Origin of the sequence: Gilliamella apis, from assembly GCF_030758615.1 — a bacterium.
In the GTDB taxonomy this organism is placed as follows: Bacteria; Pseudomonadota; Gammaproteobacteria; order Enterobacterales; family Orbaceae; genus Gilliamella; species Gilliamella apis_A.
Genome location: NZ_CP132381.1, coordinates 2387348 through 2408331 on the forward strand (window position 1 = coordinate 2387348; position 20984 = coordinate 2408331).

Sequence of the window (20984 nt, forward strand, 5' to 3'; positions counted from 1 at the left end):
ACAGGCTAGTAGACAAACTGTGATCAAAAGTTGATTCTTGATATTTAATCGAACGATTCATTGTAGGTGGCGATATTATATACCTTTATATTTTTTAATGTAGAAAAACAGCTTACTGATTAAACAAAAAAATAACTAATTTAATCTGATGATTTATTTGCCATCGTTGTTTAATAGTCAATAATATTCAGCTATAATCAGCTTATTGAATCTCAATCCCTTCTATAACATTAATCATGAATAATGCTAATAAACGGTCTCGAATCTGGTCGTCGATTCTCTGCCTTGCCCTTGCTGCGTTTATATTCAATACCACAGAGTTTGTACCAGTTGGATTACTGCCGAATATTGCTGAAAGTTTTTCGATGGATGTTGCGCATGCCGGGCTATTATTAACTATTTATGCTTGGGCTGTATCGTTATTATCTTTACCTTTAACGGTATTAACCGCAAAAATGGAACGCCGTAAACTACTTATATTTCTATTTTGTTTATTTATTGGTAGTCACATCTTGGCTGGCTTTGCTTGGAGTTTTTATAGTTTAATGGTTGCTAGAATCGGCATTGCTTGCGCCCATGCTGTATTTTGGGCAATTACCACGCCTTTAGCGGTTCGATTAGCACCCAATGGTAAAAAAGCTAAAGCGATGGGCTTTATTGTAGTTGGCACCTCAATGGCAACAGTATTAGGGATTCCTATTGGAACAATGATCGGCCAATTAGTTGGCTGGCGAGTCACATTTTTATGTATCGGGTTTATCGCATTTTGTGTAATGGCTTCATTACTTTATTTATTACCAGCTGTTCCTAGTATGAACACAATTTCACTAAAAGCCATTCCTAAAGTACTTAAACGACCTGTATTACTAAACATTTATTTGTTAACTGCTATTATTATTACCGGCCATTTTACCGCTTATACTTATATAACCCCATTTATGCTTAATGTTGGTGGCTTTAGCGAACAAATTGTCGTGAGCTTATTATTAGCTGTCGGTTTTTCAGGCATGATAGGTAGTTTAATTTTTGCTAAATATGCTGAACCTCACCCAACCGCCATCTTAGTCATGCCGGTGATATTATTAATTATCTGTTTATTATCGCTTTATGTTTGTTCTTTTAGTCTCATAACCGCAATACTACAAGGTATGGTTTGGGGGCTTGCGATTACTATTATTGGTATGGTGATGCAGAGTAAAGTTATCGATGCTGCACCTGATGCTGCCGATATTGCGACCTCAGTTTATTCGGGTATTTATAATATCGGTATAGGTGGTGGCGCCTTTGTCGGTAGCCAAGTGCTAGTTTACTTATCAACCAATTATATTGGCTTTGTTGGCGCTATTTTTGTGATTATTGCCTTAATACTTTTTTACTTTTTATCAAGAAAAACTTGGTAGTCATGAATAAGCGCTCACATTGAGCGCTTATTGAGTTAATGCTTCTAACTGTTCCCAACGTTCAAATACCACTTCAAGCTCGGCTTCTTTATCGGCTAAAGATTGCAATATTGGGCTCGTTACTTCATGAGGTTGATTGAAAAAGTCACTATGACCAATTTGTGCTTGAAGATCCGCAATAGCTGTTTCTAATTCCTCGATTTTATTAGGTAACTGGGCGAGTTCTCGTTGTTCGTTATAGCTTAATTTAACCTTCTTTTTAGCCGCTTGCTCTGGCGTTTGGTTTGAGCTATTGGTTTTGTTGATGTCACTTTTAGTTGACTCATTGCTCTTACTACTGGTGACTTGAGTACTCACAGGTTTAGCTTGCTGTTGTTGCTGTAATGCATCTGTATAACCACCAGCATAAATACCAATTCGTCCTTGTTCTTCAAAAAACCAACACTGAGTAACCACGTTATCGACAAATTGTCTATCATGGCTAACTAATAAAACCGTTCCTTGATAATCATTCACAAGTTCTTCTAATAGCTCTAAAGTTTCAATATCAAGGTCATTAGTTGGTTCATCAAGCACCAATAAATTACTTGGTTTTAAAAATAATTTTGCTAATAGTAAACGATTTCGTTCACCACCCGAGAGTGCTCTAACCGGTGTTCTAGCTCGTTTTGGTGGAAATAGGAAATCTTGTAAATAGCCAAGCACATGTCTTGAGCGACCATTTACCATCACCTCTTGCTTACCTTCTGCAAGGTTATCCATAACGGTTTTTTCTGGATCAAGTTCTAATCGATACTGATCAAAATAAGCCACTTCAAGTTTGGTTCCGCAATGAACACTTCCTGAGGTCGGTGCTAAACTACCTAGCATCAGTTTTAATAATGTGGTTTTACCAATACCATTGGGGCCTATTAGAGCAATTTTATCACCACGTAACACTTGTACCGTGAAGTCCTTAACTAACACTTTATCATCGATTTGATAACTGACATTATCTAGCTCAAAGACAATTTTACCTGAACGCAGTGCTTCCTCGATCTGCATTTTCGCATTGCCCATGACTTGACGACGCTGTGAATATTCTTGTCTCATCGCTTTTAATGCTCTCACTCTACCCTCATTACGAGTTCGACGAGCTTTAATACCTTGACGGATCCAGACTTCTTCTTGTGCTAACTTCTTATCAAATTCGGCATTTTGTAACTCTTCAACACGCAGCGCTTCTTCTTTACCTAGCAAATAACTGTCATAATCACCGCCCCAAGAAGCAACCTTACCACGGTCTAAATCAATAATCCGAGTCGCCATTTGCCGAATAAAGGATCGGTCATGCGATATAAAAACAATACTGCCATTAAAGCTTTTTAAAAACTCTTCCAGCCATCTAATGGTATCGATATCTAAATGGTTAGTTGGTTCATCCAATAATAATACTGATGGTTGGCAAACTAGTGCCTTTGCTAATGCCGCTTTACGCAACCAACCACCCGATAACGAAGACAATAATGCCTCACCATCTAACGATAATGAGGAAATGACATTACGAATACGATTATCCAATTGCCAACCATTTTGATGATCTAGCTGTTCTTGCATTTTAGCTAATTTAGATAGATTACCCTCACTTGGATCAGTTTCAACTAAGTGTGACAATGCATAGTAATCTTTTAATAATTGCGCTTGTTCTTTTAAACCTTCCGCAACAAAATCAAAAACATTTCCTTGAATATCTCGAGGGGGATCTTGCTGCAATCGAGAGACAATAACGTTGTTTTCATAAACAATTTGTCCTTCATCGAGCGGTACTTCTTTATTCAGCACTTTTAGCAAAGTTGATTTACCGGCACCGTTACGACCAACAAGACAGACGCGCTCGTTAGTTTCTATCGACATATCAATATGATCAAGAAGTGGAGCATCACTAAATGATAAATAGGCATTGGTAAGATTAATTAATGACATATTTGTGGTTTTTATTTGGATATTAAATAATAAGGCGGTATTCTATCATAAAGTTGCGGTAGGCAACCAAAATCAATTATCAAAGATACAATTAACAGCTCTTAAAACGTGAGCATTCCAATTCTCTTCTAAAAAAATGAATACTGTTATAATTATTAATAATTGAATATATTAATAATATTTCGGTATGGAGGTGATTATGAGTCATACTTGGACATTTCAACGTGTTGGTGGATTAGATCAAGTCGTATTAAAAAATGCCGATGACATTATCAATTTACCCAATTTAGATCCTAAATTATGGGTTGCACTCAGTTGCCCAACCACAGGGCTAGATTTTGATCAAAGAACATTACAATTATTAGATTCAGATAACGATGGTCGCATTCGTATTCCCGATATTTTAGAGGCAATTAATTGGCTTAAAGATAAAATAGTTTCTTTTGATAATATTGTTCAATCATCACAAACTTTATCATTATCGCAAATTGATGATTCAAACGAACAAGGTAAAAAATTATTAATTACCGCCCATAGCATTTTAGCGAACTTAAATAAAAACCAAGCTGATTATTTAACGCAAGATGATGTGCAACAATCACTTAAAATTAATGCCAGCAAACTCTACAATGGTGATTTAATTTTTCCTCCTTCAGCCGAATTATCGCCAGAGCTGCAAAATTTTATTCAAGCAGCAATAAAAACAACTGGTGCGGAAAAAGATATGAGTGGTCAGGATGGAATTAATCTAGAGATTGCGCAAACTTTTGTTAAAAACTTAAAAAGTTGGCAAAAATGGCAAAACGATATCAGTAATACCCAAACACCTTTTGGCGAAAACCGCTCAGAAATATGGAAATTAGTTCAAGAATTAAAGCCAAAAATTGATGACTACTTTTTGCGTGTTGAATTAGCACAATATGCACCTCAAGCACAAACGGCGTTAAATGTTGACGAGAAATATATTGTCCCATCCCAAAACGGATTACTTTCTGATGAAGCTTTATCTGAGCTACCTCTATCTAAAATAGATACCAATAACACATTAGATCTGGTTAATGGCCTTAATCCACTGTGGAAAACTAAAATCATTCGATTTAGAGATTTAATCGCTTCACACTTAGCCGATCCCAAACAACTAACTGCACAAGAATGGCAAGATATTCAGGCAGATCTTAATGCTTACACAACACTAATCAGTTCTAAACCTGAGATGCAACAATTAAGTGTAACAACTAAACCAACCGCTAGCATTGAGGATCTTACTGGCAATCAAATTGCTAATTTAGTTGATGATAATTTACTAAACGAATTTGAAAGCATGGTTGAACAGGATAACCAAACACCAATTTCAGCCTCAGATGTTTTTGTATTAGAAAAGCTAGTCTTATTTCAAAAACATCTCTATCGTTTATTGATTAACTTTGCTTCGTTTGCTGAATTCTTTTCACTTGACCATTATGCGGCATTTCAATTAGGAAAACTTTATATTGACGGTCGTTGTGCTACCCTCTGTGTTGCCGTAGATAATATAGCTAAACATTCAACTATGGCTAATTATTCTGAACTATGTTTATTATATTGTGAATGTACAAGGCATGGTAAAAAGCAGACAATTGCTGCAGCAATTACCGCTGGACAAGGTGATTTATTAATGGAAGGCCGCAATGGCGTTTTTATTGATAATGAAGGCAATGATTGGGATGCAAGTGTTGTTAAGATGATTACTAAACCAATTAGTATCCAACAAGCTATTTGGGCACCTTATCAACGTATTGGCCGTTTAATTACTGAACAAATTAATAAATGGGCAAGCAATAAAGATGCTGACATTGAGAAAACCAGTACACAAGCGGTACAAAATCCAGAAAGCAAATTTGATATTGGTAAAAGTGTTGGTATCTTTGCGGCTATTGGTTTAGCTGTTGGCGCCATTGGTACCGCTTTAGCGACTATTTTTCAAGCTATCTTTTCACTTACATGGTGGCAATTCCCATTAGTAATTTTAGGTTTGTTCTTGATTATATCTGGACCATCAGTAATATTGGCTTGGTTAAAATTAAGAAGAAGAACACTTGGGCCACTACTTGAAGCTTCTGGTTGGGCGATAAATGGACAAGTTAAAATCAATTTACTGCTTGGTGGTCTGCTGACCAGTAAAGCCGAATTACCAGCCAACGCAAGACGTAATTTAACTGACCCTTTAAAAAAACGTAATAAAAAAGCGCGAATACTATTTTGGTCAGCAATTTTACTAGGCATAGTAATCGTCGGTACGGCTTTTTGGTTTAAAAATGATATTGCCAATTATTTTAAACAGCAGCAACAGCTGTTAAGTCAGCAACAAAATAATACTACTGAAAAGCAATAGCAACTATTGAATTATACTTAATAATTTTTCGCCGACATTACGTCGGCGAATATTTTATGATTAATGTTGATAAACAGGTAATCGTCGGCAAATCGCCAACACTTTTTGTTTAACCGCTTGAATAGCTTGTTCGTCATCAATGTTATCTAATACGTCACAAATCCAATTAGCTAATTCACGAGACTCTTCTTCGTTGAAACCACGACGAGTCACTGCAGGTGTACCAATCCGCACACCAGATGTTACAAATGGACTTTGCGGATCATTTGGCACACTATTTTTATTCACGGTAATATTAGCACTACCTAAAGCAGCATCAGCTTCTTTACCGGTGATATTTTTATCAACTAAATCTATTAAAAATAAGTGATTTTTTGTTTCACCAGATACGACTTTATAACCACGTTTGATGATCACATCAACCATCGCTTGGGCATTTTTCACAACTTGTTGTTGATATTCTTTATAAGCTGGCTCCATCGCCTCTTTTAAAGCAACTGCTTTTGCCGCTATCACATGCATTAATGGACCACCTTGTGCACCTGGGAATACAGCAGAATTCAATTTTTTGTAAAGTTCTTCACTACCACCTTTGGCTAAAATAAGTCCACCACGTGGTCCGCCTAGTGTTTTATGCGTAGTTGTCGTCACAACATGAGCAAAAGGCACTGGATTTGGATAAACACCAGCCGCCACCAAACCAGCCACATGAGCCATATCAACAAACAAAAAGGCTCCTACACTATCAGCAATCTCACGCATGCGCTGCCAATCAACTACGCCAGAATAAGCAGAAAAACCACCTATAATCATTTTTGGCTTTGACTCTGAAGCAATTTTCGCTAATTGCTCATAATCAATATGTCCAGTTTCGTCGACGCCATAAGCAACCACATTATACAGCTTACCTGAAAAACTGACTGGTGAACCATGCGTTAAATGCCCTCCTTGTGACAAGTTCATGCCTAGCACCGTATCACCCGGTTTTAACAATGCCATATAAACAGCAAAATTGGCTTGTGAGCCAGAATGCGGTTGAACGTTAGCATAATCAGCACCAAATAGTTCTTTAGCACGATCAATAGCTAACTGCTCAACAATATCAACATATTCACAACCGCCATAGTAGCGCCTACCAGGATAGCCTTCAGCATATTTATTGGTTAGTTGAGTACCTTGTGCTTGCATCACTCTTGGACTTGTATAGTTTTCCGATGCAATAAGTTCTAAGTGATCTTCTTGGCGTTGTTCTTCGCCTTTAATGGCATCCCATAGCTCTTGATCATAATCGGCAATTGTCATTTGTTTAGTAAACATATTGGCTCCTTGTAGGCAATTACATCAACGTAACGACTTGTTACTGTATTTAATTAGCACAAAAAAACATCATGGGTTACTATCCTTACTTAATCGACCTTTAATTTCAATCTTTTTTTGAAGTTATAAATAATATTTATAGATAGTTAGAATAATAATTAAAATGCTTTACAGCACAATATCATTTAGCCTACTAAAAACCCCTTTCCTCAAAATTTTTAAAACCATTATCATTGATAAATTATCTAGTTTGATAATGCAAACAATCTATTAGAGAATAATAATCTTATTAATCATTATCACTAGCTCAATTGCAATTGAGTATCTGGAATATCTTGGTAGAATAAGCAAAAATTTTATTTGGTATAGCATGCAACTTCATTTAGTCGTTAATACATTTGGTTCCGATTTACAACGTCGCTATGGTGAAAAAATCTATAAGCTCACTTTACACGGTGGTTTTAGCTGTCCCAATCGTGATGGTACCATTGGGCAAGGTGGGTGTACCTTTTGCAATGTAGCGTCAATCATTGATGAGTCTATACAGGTGAAATCAATTTCACAGCAGCTTATGTCGCAAGCGCAACAGATGAAAAAATCGAAACGGTACCTTGCTTATTTTCAGGCTTATACTAGTACCTATGCTGAAGTTGAAATTCTTAAGAATATGTATGAAGAAGCGCTGAATAGTGCAGATATTGTCGGGCTTTGCGTCGGCACACGACCAGATTGTGTCCCCGATGAAGCTCTTGATTTGCTGGCACATTACCAATCTAGCGGTTATGAAGTTTGGTTAGAACTCGGGTTACAGACCGCACATGACAACACATTACACCATATTAATAGAGGTCATACTTTTGCGGATTATCACCAAACGGTACAAAAAGCACGGCAATTAGGCATTAAAGTATGTTCTCACCTTATTATTGGCTTACCCAAAGAGAATAAATCTGACAATCTCATCACTTTAAACAAAGTCTTAGACAGTGGCGTTGATGGTTTAAAAATTCATCCTTTACATATTGTTGAAGGCAGTATTATGGCCAAAGCATGGCGAGCTGGGCGGATCAATGTGTTATCTCTTGAAGATTATGTCGATATTGCCGGTGATATTATTCGACAAACACCAGCCAATATTTTATATCATCGGATTTCAGCCAATGCCAGAAAACCAACCTTACTGGCCCCTGATTGGTGTGAAAACCATTGGCAATCAATGAATGCAGTTGATCATAATTTACGACAGTTTGGTGCACAAGGTAGTGCTATTGGTGATATTTACTCTTTCAAACAATAAAATACCATCAACATGACAAAAATTTTGAGGAAAGCCTATTTTTAGTCCTTATAATTGCGATAACAATTACATTTGTTAACTAAATTATATAAATTTCCGCTTCAAAAACCCCTTTCCTCAAATTTTTTAGCCGACATATTTACTCGTTAAATATTGAACTTATAAATTCATCAGAATACGTTTTGAAAATAAAATCAGCAAAATACTATAGTCAATTTACTTTTACTATTATGGCTAACTTTAACCTACCTACTACTAATAACATCCGTTCAAAATAAAAGCTTTAATTTTTATCGATTACTATTAGATAGCAAAGATGCTAATCAAAAATAATAATTTAAAATATAACTATATATTAGGAATAATCGGCTATTTAATCTAGTGTTTTTTCGTTTCGTTGCTGTTAAAACAATAGGTTTATTGTATATTGCTACATAGAAATATGTTTGAAATAATTATTAACATGCGCGTATTTTTGTACCTTTGTTAACAACAAGTATATAATGATGTTTTATCATTTGAGATAATCTGCATGCAACTAGCTTTTTGTATTTATAAATTTTTCCCTTTTGGCGGTTTGCAACGCGATTTTTTGCAAATTGCTACTGCTTGCCAAGCTCGAGGTCATCAAATCCGTGTGTATGTATTGGATTGGCAAGGCGCTAAACCAGCTGGTTTTGATATCATCATCGTTCCTAAAAAAGGATTATCTAACCATAGCCGTAATCAAGCTTATTACCATTGGGTAAAGGCTCACTTACAAAGCAATCCTGTAGATTGTGTGGTAGGCTTTAACAAAATGCCTGGATTGGATGTCTATTTTGCTGGCGATACATGTTTTGCTGAAAAAGCCGCACACAAAGGCTTTTTTTATAAACTGTCGAAACGTTGCAAACATTATTTAGCTTTTGAGCAAGCGGTATTTTCCCCTAGTTCACAAACTAAGATTATGGCGTTAACCAAACAACAGATTCAAGATTTTAAAAACCACTATCATACTCAAGATGAACGATTCTTTTTATTACCACCCGGCATTGCTTTAGATCGTAAATATAACGTTGATGCCCCTAAAAAACGTGAACAATTTCGACAATCTAATCAAATTGGCCAAGATGATTTTGTGATTGTGCAAATTGGCTCTGATTTTAAACGTAAAGGCGTTGATCGCTCTTTGAAAGCGATCGCAACCTTACCTAATGAACTAAAACAAAAAGTTACTTATTTGGTGGTTGGGCAAGATAAACCAGAGGCATATCAAAAGTTAGCAGATGAATTAGGTATTGCTAAACAGGTGAGATTCTTCTCTGGTCGCAATGATATCCCTGATTTCTTATTTTCAGCTGATTTATTACTACATCCTGCAAGGCAAGAAGCGGCCGGTATGGTTTTGATTGAAGCGTTAGCGGCAGGGGTTCCTGTGATCGTATCAGGTATTTCCGGATATGCTTATCACATTAGCCAAGCTAATGCTGGTATTGTATTATCAGAACCTTATAAGCAAAACATTTTAGATCAAGCGCTAGAACAATCAATTAGAGATAAAGAGCAATGGCTTAATTGGCATAACAATGCCATTACTTATAGTAATAATGAAGATTTATATCATTTAGCCCAACGAGCAGCAGACATTATTTTAGGATGTCATTATGAATGAGATTAAACTTAAATCCCCCTTTCAACAATTATGGCAAGGTAAAGATCCATTTAATGAAGTGGAATTAATTTCAGGTAAAGTTTACCGCGCAGTCAAACAACGTAAAACCCTTAATTTTCAATTAGAAGATCAATCATATTTCATTAAAATTCATCGTGGTACAACGGTAAAAGAGATTGTAAAAAACCTTATTTCACTACGTTTACCGGTTTTAGATGCTAAACAAGAGTGGGATGCAATTCATCGTTTAGAACAAGTTGGTGTCAACACCATGGATGGGCGAGCTTTTGGACGGAAAGGATTAAATCCACTTACTCGGCATTCATTTATTATTACCAAAGACCTTAATCCGACTATTAGTTTAGAAGATTTTACTAAACCATGGCTAACCAACCCACCTAGTTATCATTTAAAACGCTCATTAACTATTTATTTAGCAAATATGACCGCTAAAATGCATGGTGCTGGCGTAAATCATCGTGATTGTTATTTATGTCATTTTTTATTGGATTTACCTTTGTTTGAAAAGAATCAGCAAATAAAACTTTCTGTGATTGATCTTCATCGTGCACAAACACGTAAAAAAGTTCCAATCCGTTGGCGTGATAAAGATTTAATTGGGCTCTATTTTTCATCAACCAATATTGGACTTAACCAACGTGATATTTGGCGTTTTTTAAGAAACTATTTTAATAAACCAATTAAAACCATTTTGCGCGATGAACATAAATTAATTGATAGTGCTAAGCGAAAAGCTGAGCACATCGCTAAAAGAACTGAAAAATATCATCTTTAATCATAAGGAAATGACATGTTTATTGAACAAATTGATATCAAAGGGTTTAGGGGGATTAAGCAACTTTCATTAAGGCTTAATGCTAAATCTAGTGTACTTATTGGTGAAAACCAATGGGGTAAATCGAGTTTAATCAGTGCATTAAAATTGCTAACTCTTGATAATAAATTTTATCAATTTGTTAATTCAGATTTCTATTATGATAAAGATGATGGTAATCACATCTCAATAAATGTTGTTTATTGTGAATCTTATGCAACTCAATTAACTGAACAAGCTTATCAACCTTTGACAGCAGTTAGTTATCGCTCACCAGCAGATAATCTATATCGAATTACTTACCAGATTAATGCCCAAAAAAATGGTGATACTATTATCACTGAACATAATTTGCTGAATGAACATGGCGAAACGTTAAATCTGGATAATCCAAAATTATTAATCGCTATTTTGATTAACTTAAATCCGGTCATGCCGCTAAAAAATTCAGTGAATGCTAAGGATTTACCTGTCACAAATGAACCTTTATCACAATACTTTATTGAACAACTATCTGATCAATTAAAAGCACACTCGGCACAATTAAGTCAAGATGAGCTTAATCGTGGCTTACAAGCTGCTCGTTCGTTATTAGAATACTATTTTGTTGATTCTCAAAAACGATTTAACTATAAACAATTAGTACAAAAAAGTAATCCAAAAACTGAAGATTGGAATTCGCTCGAACGAATCAATAATGTATTAGATGATTTAGATAATGATTATCTTCGTACCGCACTTTTAGGTATATTTGGTTCGATTGTTAATGCTAAAGGGGATAATCCTCTCTCTCATAGTTCAGTGCCAATTTTAGTTTTAGAAGAACCAGAAAGTCAGTTACATCCAATTATTTTATCGGTTGGCTTCCGACTGTTAAAAAATTTACCTACCCAAAAAATCATTACCTCTAACTCAAGTGATTTAGTTTCTCTGTTTCCATTAGAGAGTATTAACCGATTGATCCGCCAACCCGATCAAATTGTGAGTAAGTACATTGCTCCTCATTCATTAAGTGTTGGCGATAGCCGACGTATTTTGTTCCATGTTCTTTATCGACGCCCTACTGCGCTATTTGCCCGTTGTTGGTTGCTGGTTGAAGGTGAGACTGAAGTATGGTTACTCAGAGAGCTTGCCGAACAAAGTGGCTATCATCTGAGTTCAGAGGGGATCCAATTGTTAGAATTTGCACAATGTGGTTTAAAACCATTAATTCACTATGCCAACAAAATGGGGATCCGCTGGTATGTCATTACTGATGGTGATATGGCAGGGAAAAAATATGCTGAGACGGTACAATCACAATGTGCAACCGGCGAAAATTTAAATGACTATATCACCGTATTACCAGCCCGTGACATTGAAAATTTTCTATTTAAACATGGTTTTAGTCACGTATATAAATTAGCTGCTTATAATACCATTGCTCATATTGATATGTCGGTACCAAAAATTATTCAAAAAGCGATCCACAAAAGTTCTAAACCAGATTTAGCGATTGCCGTTTGTGATGATGCAAAAGCTCGTGGTATTACAGCCATTCCTAGATTATTAACCGATACCTTCGCTAAGTTAGTTAAAACATCAAAATCATTGCTTTAAAAGTTGATTATATGGCTATGATAAGACAATCCGCCGATAACATCGGCGGTAGATAAAATAGAACTTAAAAGCTACTTGCTAATTCGTTTATATTTAGCTCGTTTAGGTTCAAGCGCCTCTGCCCCTAAGGTACGTTTTTTCCACTCTTCATATTCAGTAAAGTTACCTTCGAAGAACTCAACATGCCCTTCGTCTTGATAATCTAAAATATGAGTAGCAATACGGTCAAGGAACCAGCGGTCATGCGAGATGACTAATGCACAGCCCGGAAACTCTAATAACGCATTTTCAAGCGCACGCAAGGTTTCGACATCAAGATCATTAGTCGGTTCATCAAGTAATAGTACATTACCACCAACTTGTAATAATTTAGCTAAATGTACACGCCCGCGTTCACCACCAGACAGCTCACCAACACGTTTTTGCTGATCAACGCCTTTGAAATTAAAGCGTCCAACATAGGCACGACTTGGGATCTCAAAATTACCAATACGCATAATATCTTGGCCATTGGAAATTTCATCCCAAACGGTTTTTTTATCATCCATGCTGTCACGGAACTGATCAACAGAGGCAAGTTGTACTGTGTCACCTAAAGTGATCGTACCGGAGTCCGGTTGCTCTTTACCTGATAACATTCTAAATAGCGTCGATTTACCAGCACCATTAGGCCCAATAATACCCACAATGGCTCCTTTCGGTATGCTAAAAGAAAGATTATCAATTAATACGCGATCGCCATATGATTTAGTTAAATTAGCCACCTCAATGACTTTGTCACCTAAACGTTGCCCAGGTGGAATAAAGAGTTCATTAGTTTCATTACGTTTTTGGTAATCATTGCTATTTAATTCTTCAAAACGTGCCAAACGAGCTTTACTTTTTGCTTGACGACCTTTTGGATTTTGGCGTACCCACTCCAATTCTTTTTCAATTGATTTACGACGAGCCGATTCGGTTGCCGCTTCTTGAGCTAATCGCTGATCTTTTTGTTCAAGCCAAGATGAGTAGTTACCTTCCCATGGAATACCTTCACCACGGTCTAACTCTAAAATCCAACCAGCAACATTGTCTAAGAAATAACGGTCATGGGTAACTGCAACTACGGTTCCTTCATAATCATGTAAAAAGCGTTCTAACCAAGCAACAGATTCTGCATCCAAATGGTTGGTTGGTTCATCAATTAATAACATGTCAGGTTTCTCAAGTAATAATTGACAAATTGCAACACGACGTCGTTCACCACCGGATAAGTTCTCAATCTTAGCATCCCAATCTGGTAGGCGTAAGGCATCAGCTGCACGCTCTAATTGGTTATCAAGATTGTGGGCATCTTGCGATTGAATTATTGCTTCAAGCTCGGCTTGTTCTTTCGCTAATTTATCAAAATCGGCATCAGGATCGGCATAAGCGGCATAGACTTCATCTAAGCGGGCCAATGCGTTTTTAGCATCACCAACAGCCTGTTCAATTGCTTCACGTACGGTTTGTTTAGGGTCAAGTTTAGGTTCTTGAGGTAAATAACCGATTTTAATGCCTGGTTGAGGACGAGCTTCACCTTCAATCTCGGTATCTACTCCAGCCATAATTCGTAGTAATGTAGACTTCCCTGCTCCATTTAAACCAAGAACACCAATTTTAGCTCCCGGAAAAAAACTTAAAGAAATATCTTTTAAAATATAGCGTTTAGGAGGAACAATCTTCCCCACGCGGTTCATGGTATAGACATATTGCGCCATAAAACATTATCCGTTTAATTAATTAAAACTAGCAAAAAGTAATGCTATGTGATTGATGGCCTATATTGTAATGATTCTAGCTGTATGGTCTAGGGTTATTTATGAATTATGTTATAAATGTAGAAAAACTATCAACTAACATATAATTCAATATTCAATTAATTTATGATTGTTTACTGAATAATCTGTATAAGCATACTAAATAATTTATAAGGAATAAAATGGAAAAACAAACTGTAGTTATTGAATATTATGTTAATACCCAGTATTGGTTAGATGCTTATTATGCAAAATATGGCGTATTAGATCATGAGTTCGCGCAAAAATTGAATGATTCAACACCAGATAATATGCGATACTTTACTATGTCGTTTAATAATGAAAAATTGGTCATTTTTAATAAAGATAAAAATGAAATCAACACTTTCTACTATCAAGATTTATATTGCATTAATAAAACTAAAGACGGCTATTTATTTTTTATCAATAATCAAGATTTTTATTTTGTTAGTCAACAGTCTTTCAAATCAGATGAACTAGAAATTATTCATGATTTTTTATGTGATTATTTAGGAAAAAATTTAGAAACACAAATAGCAGAGATAGACACTTATAAAATGGATATTAATAGAATCTATTATTGTTTTTATTATTTACTATTTAAAAAATCTATAATGACCCCTATTTATATACTCATAATGTTTTTACCATGCTATCTTTTAATAAAAGATTCTAGCCATGCATTATTTTTCGTTTGTATTACAATTATATATTCAATTGCAATCTACTTCAGTATCAAACCTGGTTTAAAATGTTCAGCTGAAAATTGGTGTAAGACAAGTAATAAAATTTTTATTTATTCAAAGGTCATTTTTTATGAAGATAGATTTACAATGACAAGTAAAACCCAATTAAGCACCACAGTTATAAAGTATGATCAATTACACAAAATAAGAAAAATAAAAAAAGGTTATCTGTTTATTATAAATTGTAATAGTGGTTATCTATTTTATAACGAGGATTTTACATCCCAACAACGACAAGTTCTTGAAGATAAACTAATGCAATATAATAATTTTTATTTAAAATAACACTCGTAAACTTACCCCACTGTTCATCTGGTGGGATAAGTTATAGCGGTAATTTGTTATAAAAAAGTGAAGATTTGTTCTTCTGGTAAACGTGATTTTGGACGATGGGCATTACCATCATTTTCAGAACGATAACCTAATGTTGCAATAACTAGGCTTTTTAGCCCCTTTTGTTTTAAGTTTAAAATTTCATCCATTTTTTCACAATCAAAGCCTTCCACTGCGGTAGAATCAACACCAATAGCAGCAGCGGCAAAAAGTAATTGTCCTAATGCTAAATAAGTTTGTTTACCTTCCCAACTCTGTTGTGACTCAATTGTCTTACTATTTTTAGTGACAAAGAAACGTCTTGACTCATCCTGAGTTTGTTTTAGTTCGGATGATGGTAATCTGCCATCTTTCTCTTCTTGGTTAAGCAAATTAACTAAATGGGCATCTTCTAAAGGTGATTTAATACAAAATAAAATAGTATGAGATGAATCGGTTACTCGTGGCTGATTAAATTCAGCTATAGCTGGTAAAATTTTATTTTTAGCTGCATCATTATCAATAATATAAAAATGCCAAGGTTGTGAATTAACTGAAGATGGACTGTTTCTTAAAACTGTAAGTAATTGTTCTATTTTTTCTTTGGGAATTTTTTTACTTTTATCATAATGTTTGGTGGTATAACGTTTTTGAGAAATTTCGACAATGTTCATCTTTTGACCCCATCTTATTAATTGTGAGTAAATAATAGTTAGTATGAATTTTAAATTTGATTAATCAGATATCTTAGTCAAAATTACGATCTAAATGCTTATAGAAATATAGCACCAATCAAATTTAATTAGTAGCAACTTAGTTATCATAATTGAATATTATTATATAGAAATATTTTTTACTTAAACAATTCATCGTTGCTAAAAGATACAAACCATTTTAGTTTTTTTAAGAATATAATTTAAACAAAATAAACGATGAAATCATTTACATTAACAAAAATTAATATTATTATAATATAAGTGCTTAATAAGCATATTCGTTTAAAAGCAATGCAATGGAAAATGCGCTAATTAGAAGACGTTATCATGGATAGAAAATACGTTATTTTTACGAGTAAAGCTGTAGCAATAAAATTATACATACTTGTTATTATACTATGTCTATTCTATAGCATCCCTGTTCTCGCATTAAATGAAGTAACCGCTTCTAATATAAATGGTAATTCACCCTATATTACAATAAATCAAGATAGATCTCCTTCCGATATAATTGATTTACTCTGGATAGCAGTAAAAAAAGACGATAACCAAACGCAAATAGCACCGTCCACTAATGAACAAGGACCAGTTGAAGATCCAAATTTAATCTATTATCGCCCTGATTTTAACTCTTCCCCTGATGAATTAATCGACTTGCCTAGTTCTATTGACACATTTGATAAAATTATCACGTTGGTATCTGATTATAAAAAGGAACAAGAAGAGCTCGAAACAATTTTAACTGACAAACAATATTTTGAAGATAATGATGGTGATGATGGATTTAAAGCAACAGGGACGTTCAAAATTGAGATTAAAGATAGTGACAATAAGGCTGTTAAATTAAGTGATAAATTAGATGATTGCGTTGGCTTTTATGCTGTAACTTTAACTACCTCAGATTCAGAACTTTCAACCACTTATGGTTTACCTAATAATAAAAACTATCCTAGTGCTAGCAAAACTTACTATGTTAGATCATTAAGTGGTGGCTTACCCCATGTTTGTTGGTTACAACCTTCATTAGAAAAAGGTTATCCTCCCTATTCCTATACACAGCAAGAATATGATGATTATTTCAATGAATGGCCACGTTATAAAGACCAAACCACAGTTTGGTCGCCAACTAAAGGGTTTAAGCCGGCCGAAAAACACTTAGAACGCCCTTGGGCAAATTTTCCAACTACCGCTGCAGATAAATTATATTTTAATGTTGTGTTATCAGGTGCAAAATGGCAGGATGTGAGTTATACAAAAAGTCGAGAAAGTCAGGCTGTTGGATTAAAATTAAGCGGTAAAAACAATATACTTAGGGTTGAGTTTAGTGGTCCAACTTTTAGTGAAAAACCTGACGATGCCATTCTTGATGAATTATGGGATCTGGGGTTTTCATTAAAAGTAGGTAATAGGGTTATTTATAGTTTTGAATTAGAGTATTGGTTTTTTATCTCTACTGACACTGTCAAAGGCTTGAAATATGCTAATCAATATTGTCAGTGTAAAGGGGGAATCGCTATGTATCCTACAGAAAGATATGAGGCAACCAATGCTCTTTATCACACCGAAATTGACGAAGAAAATAATAGAAATAATTATATCCGTACAACCGAAACTCTCTTAGGTGAATGGGGTAATACAATTAATGAAGTTTACCCTAGTGATGATTTAGGTAATGTGATGTCAAATATGGTCTGGACATCGAGTAGAGTTTACGATGATGATTACAACAATTTAATTAGAAAAAGTCATAAAGTTAAACCAAAATTACGTATTACTGGTGACGATGACGACGATGATGATTGGGATGATGATGGCTGGGATGACGATGACGATGACGATGACGAATGCAAGGGGGAACCACGTGATTACGACCCCTACTATACACATTTTTACGCACTTGATCTCAATGATGGTAGTATTAAAAAGATGCCAAAAGAAACCGAAGGCTTAAGAGTAATTTGTGTATCTGATTAATATTTGATTTAATCAATATTTATTATTGACATTAAGTTTTTTTTTTGATAGAAATAGTATCAATATTTATACATAACACAATAATTGAGAAGTTAATGATTAAATGTACTAACCTCCTACTCAGCCTCCTCCTCGCATTAGTGTGCGCGGATAGCTTGTGTGTGGAGTAAAAGTGATTTAATAATTGACTCAACAAATTTACAAGAACCCGCGCTAAAGTGCGGGTTTTTTGTTTTCTTAACTTGAAATACCGGGATAGCGCTAAAATATAAAGGAAATAACAATGAGCGATCAAATTATTATTTTTGACACAACATTACGTGATGGTGAACAGGCGTTACAAGCAAGTTTGAGTGTTAAAGAAAAACTACAAATAGCTTTAGCATTAGAAAGAATGCAAGTAGATGTAATGGAAGTCGGTTTTCCAATCTCATCTCCAGGTGATTTTGAATCAGTACAAACTATTGCTAAAACCATTAAAAATAGTCGTGTTTGTGCATTATCTCGTTGTATTGATAAAGACATTGATGTAGCAGCTGAAGCTTTAAAAGTAGCCGATCAATTTCGTATTCATACTTTTATGGCAACATCAACGTTACATGTTAAAGACAAATTAAAAATGACATTTGATGATGTCGTTGAACAGGCAGTGCACTGTGTTAAACGTGCACGTAATTATACAGATGATGTGGAGTTTTCTTGTGAAGATGCAGGCCGTACCCCAATTGATAACTTATGTAGGATTGTTGAAGCAGCAATTCAAGCAGGGGCAACCACGATCAATATACCGGATACTGTCGGTTATACTGTCCCTTATCAATTTGGTGGCATTATTCATACCTTATTTGAACGTGTCCCGAACATTGATAAAGCGATTATCTCTGTTCATTGCCATGATGACTTGGGCATGTCGGTGGCTAACTCGATTAGCGCGATTCAAGAAGGTGCTAGGCAGATTGAAGGGGCGATGAATGGTTTAGGTGAACGAGCTGGTAATACCGCTTTAGAAGAGGTTATTATGGCGATTAAAGTCCGCCAAAATATCTTAAACGTTCACACAAATATTAATCATCAAGAGATCTATCGTACCAGTCAAATCGTCAGCCAAATTACTAACACACCAATACCCTCTAATAAGGCGGTAATTGGTAGTAATGCCTTTGCTCATTCCTCAGGAATTCATCAAGATGGTGTGCTAAAAAATCGTGAAACCTACGAAATAATGACCCCTGAATCAATTGGCTTAAATCAAATTCAACTAAATTTAACCTCACGCTCAGGCCGGGCAGCGGTAAAACATCGCTTAGCGGAATTAGGTTATCAAGATAATGATTATAATTTAGATCAAGTTTACCAAGCTTTTTTAGAACTCGCCGATAAAAAAGGCCAAGTTTTTGATTATGATTTAGAAGCATTGATTTTCATTAATCAACTAAAAGATGATGAAGAGCATTATGTATTGGATTATTTTAATGTACAATCTGGCTCTACTGTCGTTTCAACAGCTTCAGTTAGTTTGATCATCGGCGATCAAAAATATTCAGATGCAGCAACAGGTAATGGCCCTGTTGATGCTGTTTATCAAGCGATAAATCGTATTACTGACGAACCTATTTCAATTGTGAAATACCAATTAGCATCTAAAGGACAGGGTGAAAATGCCTTGGGTCAAGTCGATATCGTTGCCGAATATAAAGGACGTAAATTCCATGGAGTTGGGCTTGCTACCGACATTGTTCATTCATCAGCATTAGCATTAATTAATGTGTTAAATAATGTTTATAGAGCAAATCAGGTTGCAGAACAAAAACAGAAATTGCAGCAAGACTAAAAAGTAAACATTGTTTCGTTACTTAATAACGAAATACTTAAAATATAATTAGATTGTTAAGGAATAGATATGTCACAAAATTACCATATTGCAGTATTACCTGGTGACGGTATAGGCCCAGAAGTGATGAAACAAGCCTATAAAGTGTTAGATGTTATTCGACAAAAATATAACCTAGCCATTACAACTAGTGAATATGATGTAGGTGGTGCTGCAATTGATATTCATGGTTGCCCGCTACCAAAAGAAACACTAGAAGGATGTGAAAAAGCCGATGCTATCTTATTTGGTTCAGTTGGCGGTCCAAAATGGACAAATTTACCACCAGACCAACAACCTGAACGCGGTGCTCTACTGCCATTACGCAAACATTTTAAATTATTTGCCAATATGCGCCCTGCTAGTTTATATCAAGGTTTAGAAGAATTATGTCCGTTACGTGAAGATATTGCTAAGCGTGGCTTTGATATTTTATGTATGCGCGAGTTAACTGGTGGTATCTATTTCGGTTTGCCAAAAGGTCGTGAAGGAACAGGTCCACAAGAGCGTGCTTTTGATACTGAAGTTTATCACCGCTTTGAAATTGAACGAATTGCCCGTATGGGATTTGAAGCAGCCAAAATCCGTCGTAAAAAAGTAACGTCTGTAGATAAAGCAAATGTTCTACAAACTTCCATTTTGTGGCGTGAAGTTGTAAGTGAAGTAGCTAAACAATACCCTGATGTCACATTAGAGCATATGTATATTGATAATGCCACTATGCAATTAGTGAAAGATCCTGCACAATTTGATGTATTACTTTGTTCTAACTTATTTGGTGATATCTTATCAGATGAATGCGCCATGATTACTGGCTCAATGGGAATGTTACCTTCTGCTAGTTTAAATGAAGATGGCTTTGGTTTATATGAACCCGCCGGTGGTAGTGCACCAGATATTGCAGGTAAAAATATTGCTAATCCTGCTGCACAAATTTTATCATTAGCACTATTAGTCCGTTATAGTTTAAAACGTGATGATATTGCTAAAGCCATTGAAAATGCAGTGAATAAAGCTTTAGAACAAGGTACTCGTACTATTGATCTTGCTCGTGGTGGTAGTTATGTTTCTACCGATGAAATGGGCGATACTATTTGTCGTTTAATTTAATTTTTAAAGTAAGGGTTAATAT

Annotated in this window: 14 protein-coding genes; 10 read left to right on the forward strand and 4 right to left on the reverse strand. The window is 35.2% G+C overall.

The window, feature by feature from the left end; genetic code table 11:
- The first annotated feature begins 233 nt into the window (after positions 1-233).
- Complete coding sequence (locus RAM17_RS11015; RefSeq protein ID WP_372339529.1) at positions 234-1400, forward strand: sugar transporter; 1167 nt, start codon at positions 234-236, stop codon at positions 1398-1400.
- A gap of 27 nt (positions 1401-1427) precedes the next feature.
- Here the strand turns inward: RAM17_RS11015 and RAM17_RS11020 are convergent, their stop codons facing one another.
- On the reverse strand, positions 1428-3362 hold the full coding sequence (locus RAM17_RS11020) for an ABC transporter ATP-binding protein (RefSeq protein ID WP_110447240.1): 1935 nt from the start codon (positions 3360-3362) through the stop codon (positions 1428-1430).
- Positions 3363-3561: 199 nt separating this feature from the next.
- Between RAM17_RS11020 and RAM17_RS11025 the strand changes: the two genes are divergently transcribed.
- Entirely contained in the window at positions 3562-5733 is a 2172-nt protein-coding gene (locus RAM17_RS11025) for a MerC domain-containing protein (protein ID WP_110447239.1), read from the forward strand.
- Between the two features lie 60 nt (positions 5734-5793).
- On the opposite strand, the gene glyA is transcribed toward RAM17_RS11025, so the two are convergent.
- A complete protein-coding gene (gene glyA / locus RAM17_RS11030) occupies positions 5794-7050 on the reverse strand; it encodes a serine hydroxymethyltransferase (protein ID WP_110447238.1) in 1257 nt (418 codons plus the stop codon).
- Positions 7051-7420: 370 nt separating this feature from the next.
- On the opposite strand from glyA, the gene RAM17_RS11035 reads away from it, so the two are divergent.
- The 4 genes from RAM17_RS11035 to RAM17_RS11050 all read left to right on the forward strand — a co-directional run bounded on the left by RAM17_RS11035 (position 7421) and on the right by RAM17_RS11050 (position 12435).
- On the forward strand, positions 7421-8347 hold the full coding sequence (locus RAM17_RS11035) for a TIGR01212 family radical SAM protein (protein WP_110447237.1): 927 nt from the start codon (positions 7421-7423) through the stop codon (positions 8345-8347).
- Between the two features lie 532 nt (positions 8348-8879).
- On the forward strand, positions 8880-10001 hold the full coding sequence (locus tag RAM17_RS11040; RefSeq protein WP_110447236.1) for a glycosyltransferase family 4 protein: 1122 nt from the start codon (positions 8880-8882) through the stop codon (positions 9999-10001).
- Positions 9994-10797 carry a lipopolysaccharide core heptose(I) kinase RfaP gene (gene rfaP / locus RAM17_RS11045; protein ID WP_110447235.1) on the forward strand — a complete coding sequence of 268 codons (804 nt, stop codon included), beginning with the start codon at positions 9994-9996 and terminating at the stop codon, positions 10795-10797. The genes RAM17_RS11040 and rfaP overlap by 8 nt, the downstream gene beginning before the upstream one ends.
- A gap of 15 nt (positions 10798-10812) precedes the next feature.
- Positions 10813-12435 carry a DUF2813 domain-containing protein gene (locus RAM17_RS11050; RefSeq protein ID WP_110447234.1) on the forward strand — a complete coding sequence of 541 codons (1623 nt, stop codon included), beginning with the start codon at positions 10813-10815 and terminating at the stop codon, positions 12433-12435.
- 71 nt (positions 12436-12506) lie between these two features.
- Here the strand turns inward: RAM17_RS11050 and ettA are convergent, their stop codons facing one another.
- Positions 12507-14174 carry an energy-dependent translational throttle protein EttA gene (gene ettA / locus RAM17_RS11055; protein ID WP_086320926.1) on the reverse strand — a complete coding sequence of 556 codons (1668 nt, stop codon included), beginning with the start codon at positions 14172-14174 and terminating at the stop codon, positions 12507-12509.
- 221 nt (positions 14175-14395) lie between these two features.
- Here ettA and RAM17_RS11060 point away from each other — a divergent pair, with 221 nt between their 5' ends.
- Positions 14396-15265, forward strand: coding sequence for a YcxB family protein (locus tag RAM17_RS11060; RefSeq protein ID WP_110447233.1), 870 nt, complete (start codon positions 14396-14398; stop codon positions 15263-15265).
- Positions 15266-15321: 56 nt separating this feature from the next.
- On the opposite strand, the gene nfsB is transcribed toward RAM17_RS11060, so the two are convergent.
- Positions 15322-15966 carry an oxygen-insensitive NAD(P)H nitroreductase gene (gene nfsB / locus RAM17_RS11065; RefSeq protein ID WP_110447232.1) on the reverse strand — a complete coding sequence of 215 codons (645 nt, stop codon included), beginning with the start codon at positions 15964-15966 and terminating at the stop codon, positions 15322-15324.
- Positions 15967-16335: 369 nt separating this feature from the next.
- Between nfsB and RAM17_RS11070 the strand changes: the two genes are divergently transcribed.
- From RAM17_RS11070 to leuB, 3 genes are all read left to right on the forward strand, one after another.
- Positions 16336-17982: a hypothetical protein gene (locus RAM17_RS11070; protein ID WP_110447231.1), complete on the forward strand. Its 1647-nt coding sequence runs from the start codon at positions 16336-16338 to the stop codon at positions 17980-17982.
- Between the two features lie 283 nt (positions 17983-18265).
- The gene (gene leuA / locus RAM17_RS11075; RefSeq protein ID WP_110447230.1) at positions 18266-19813 is read left to right on the forward strand and encodes a 2-isopropylmalate synthase; all 1548 of its coding nucleotides are present in this window, start codon (positions 18266-18268) and stop codon (positions 19811-19813) included.
- A gap of 69 nt (positions 19814-19882) precedes the next feature.
- Positions 19883-20962, forward strand: coding sequence for a 3-isopropylmalate dehydrogenase (gene leuB, locus RAM17_RS11080; protein WP_086363822.1), 1080 nt, complete (start codon positions 19883-19885; stop codon positions 20960-20962).
- The last annotated feature ends 22 nt before the right edge of the window (positions 20963-20984 follow it).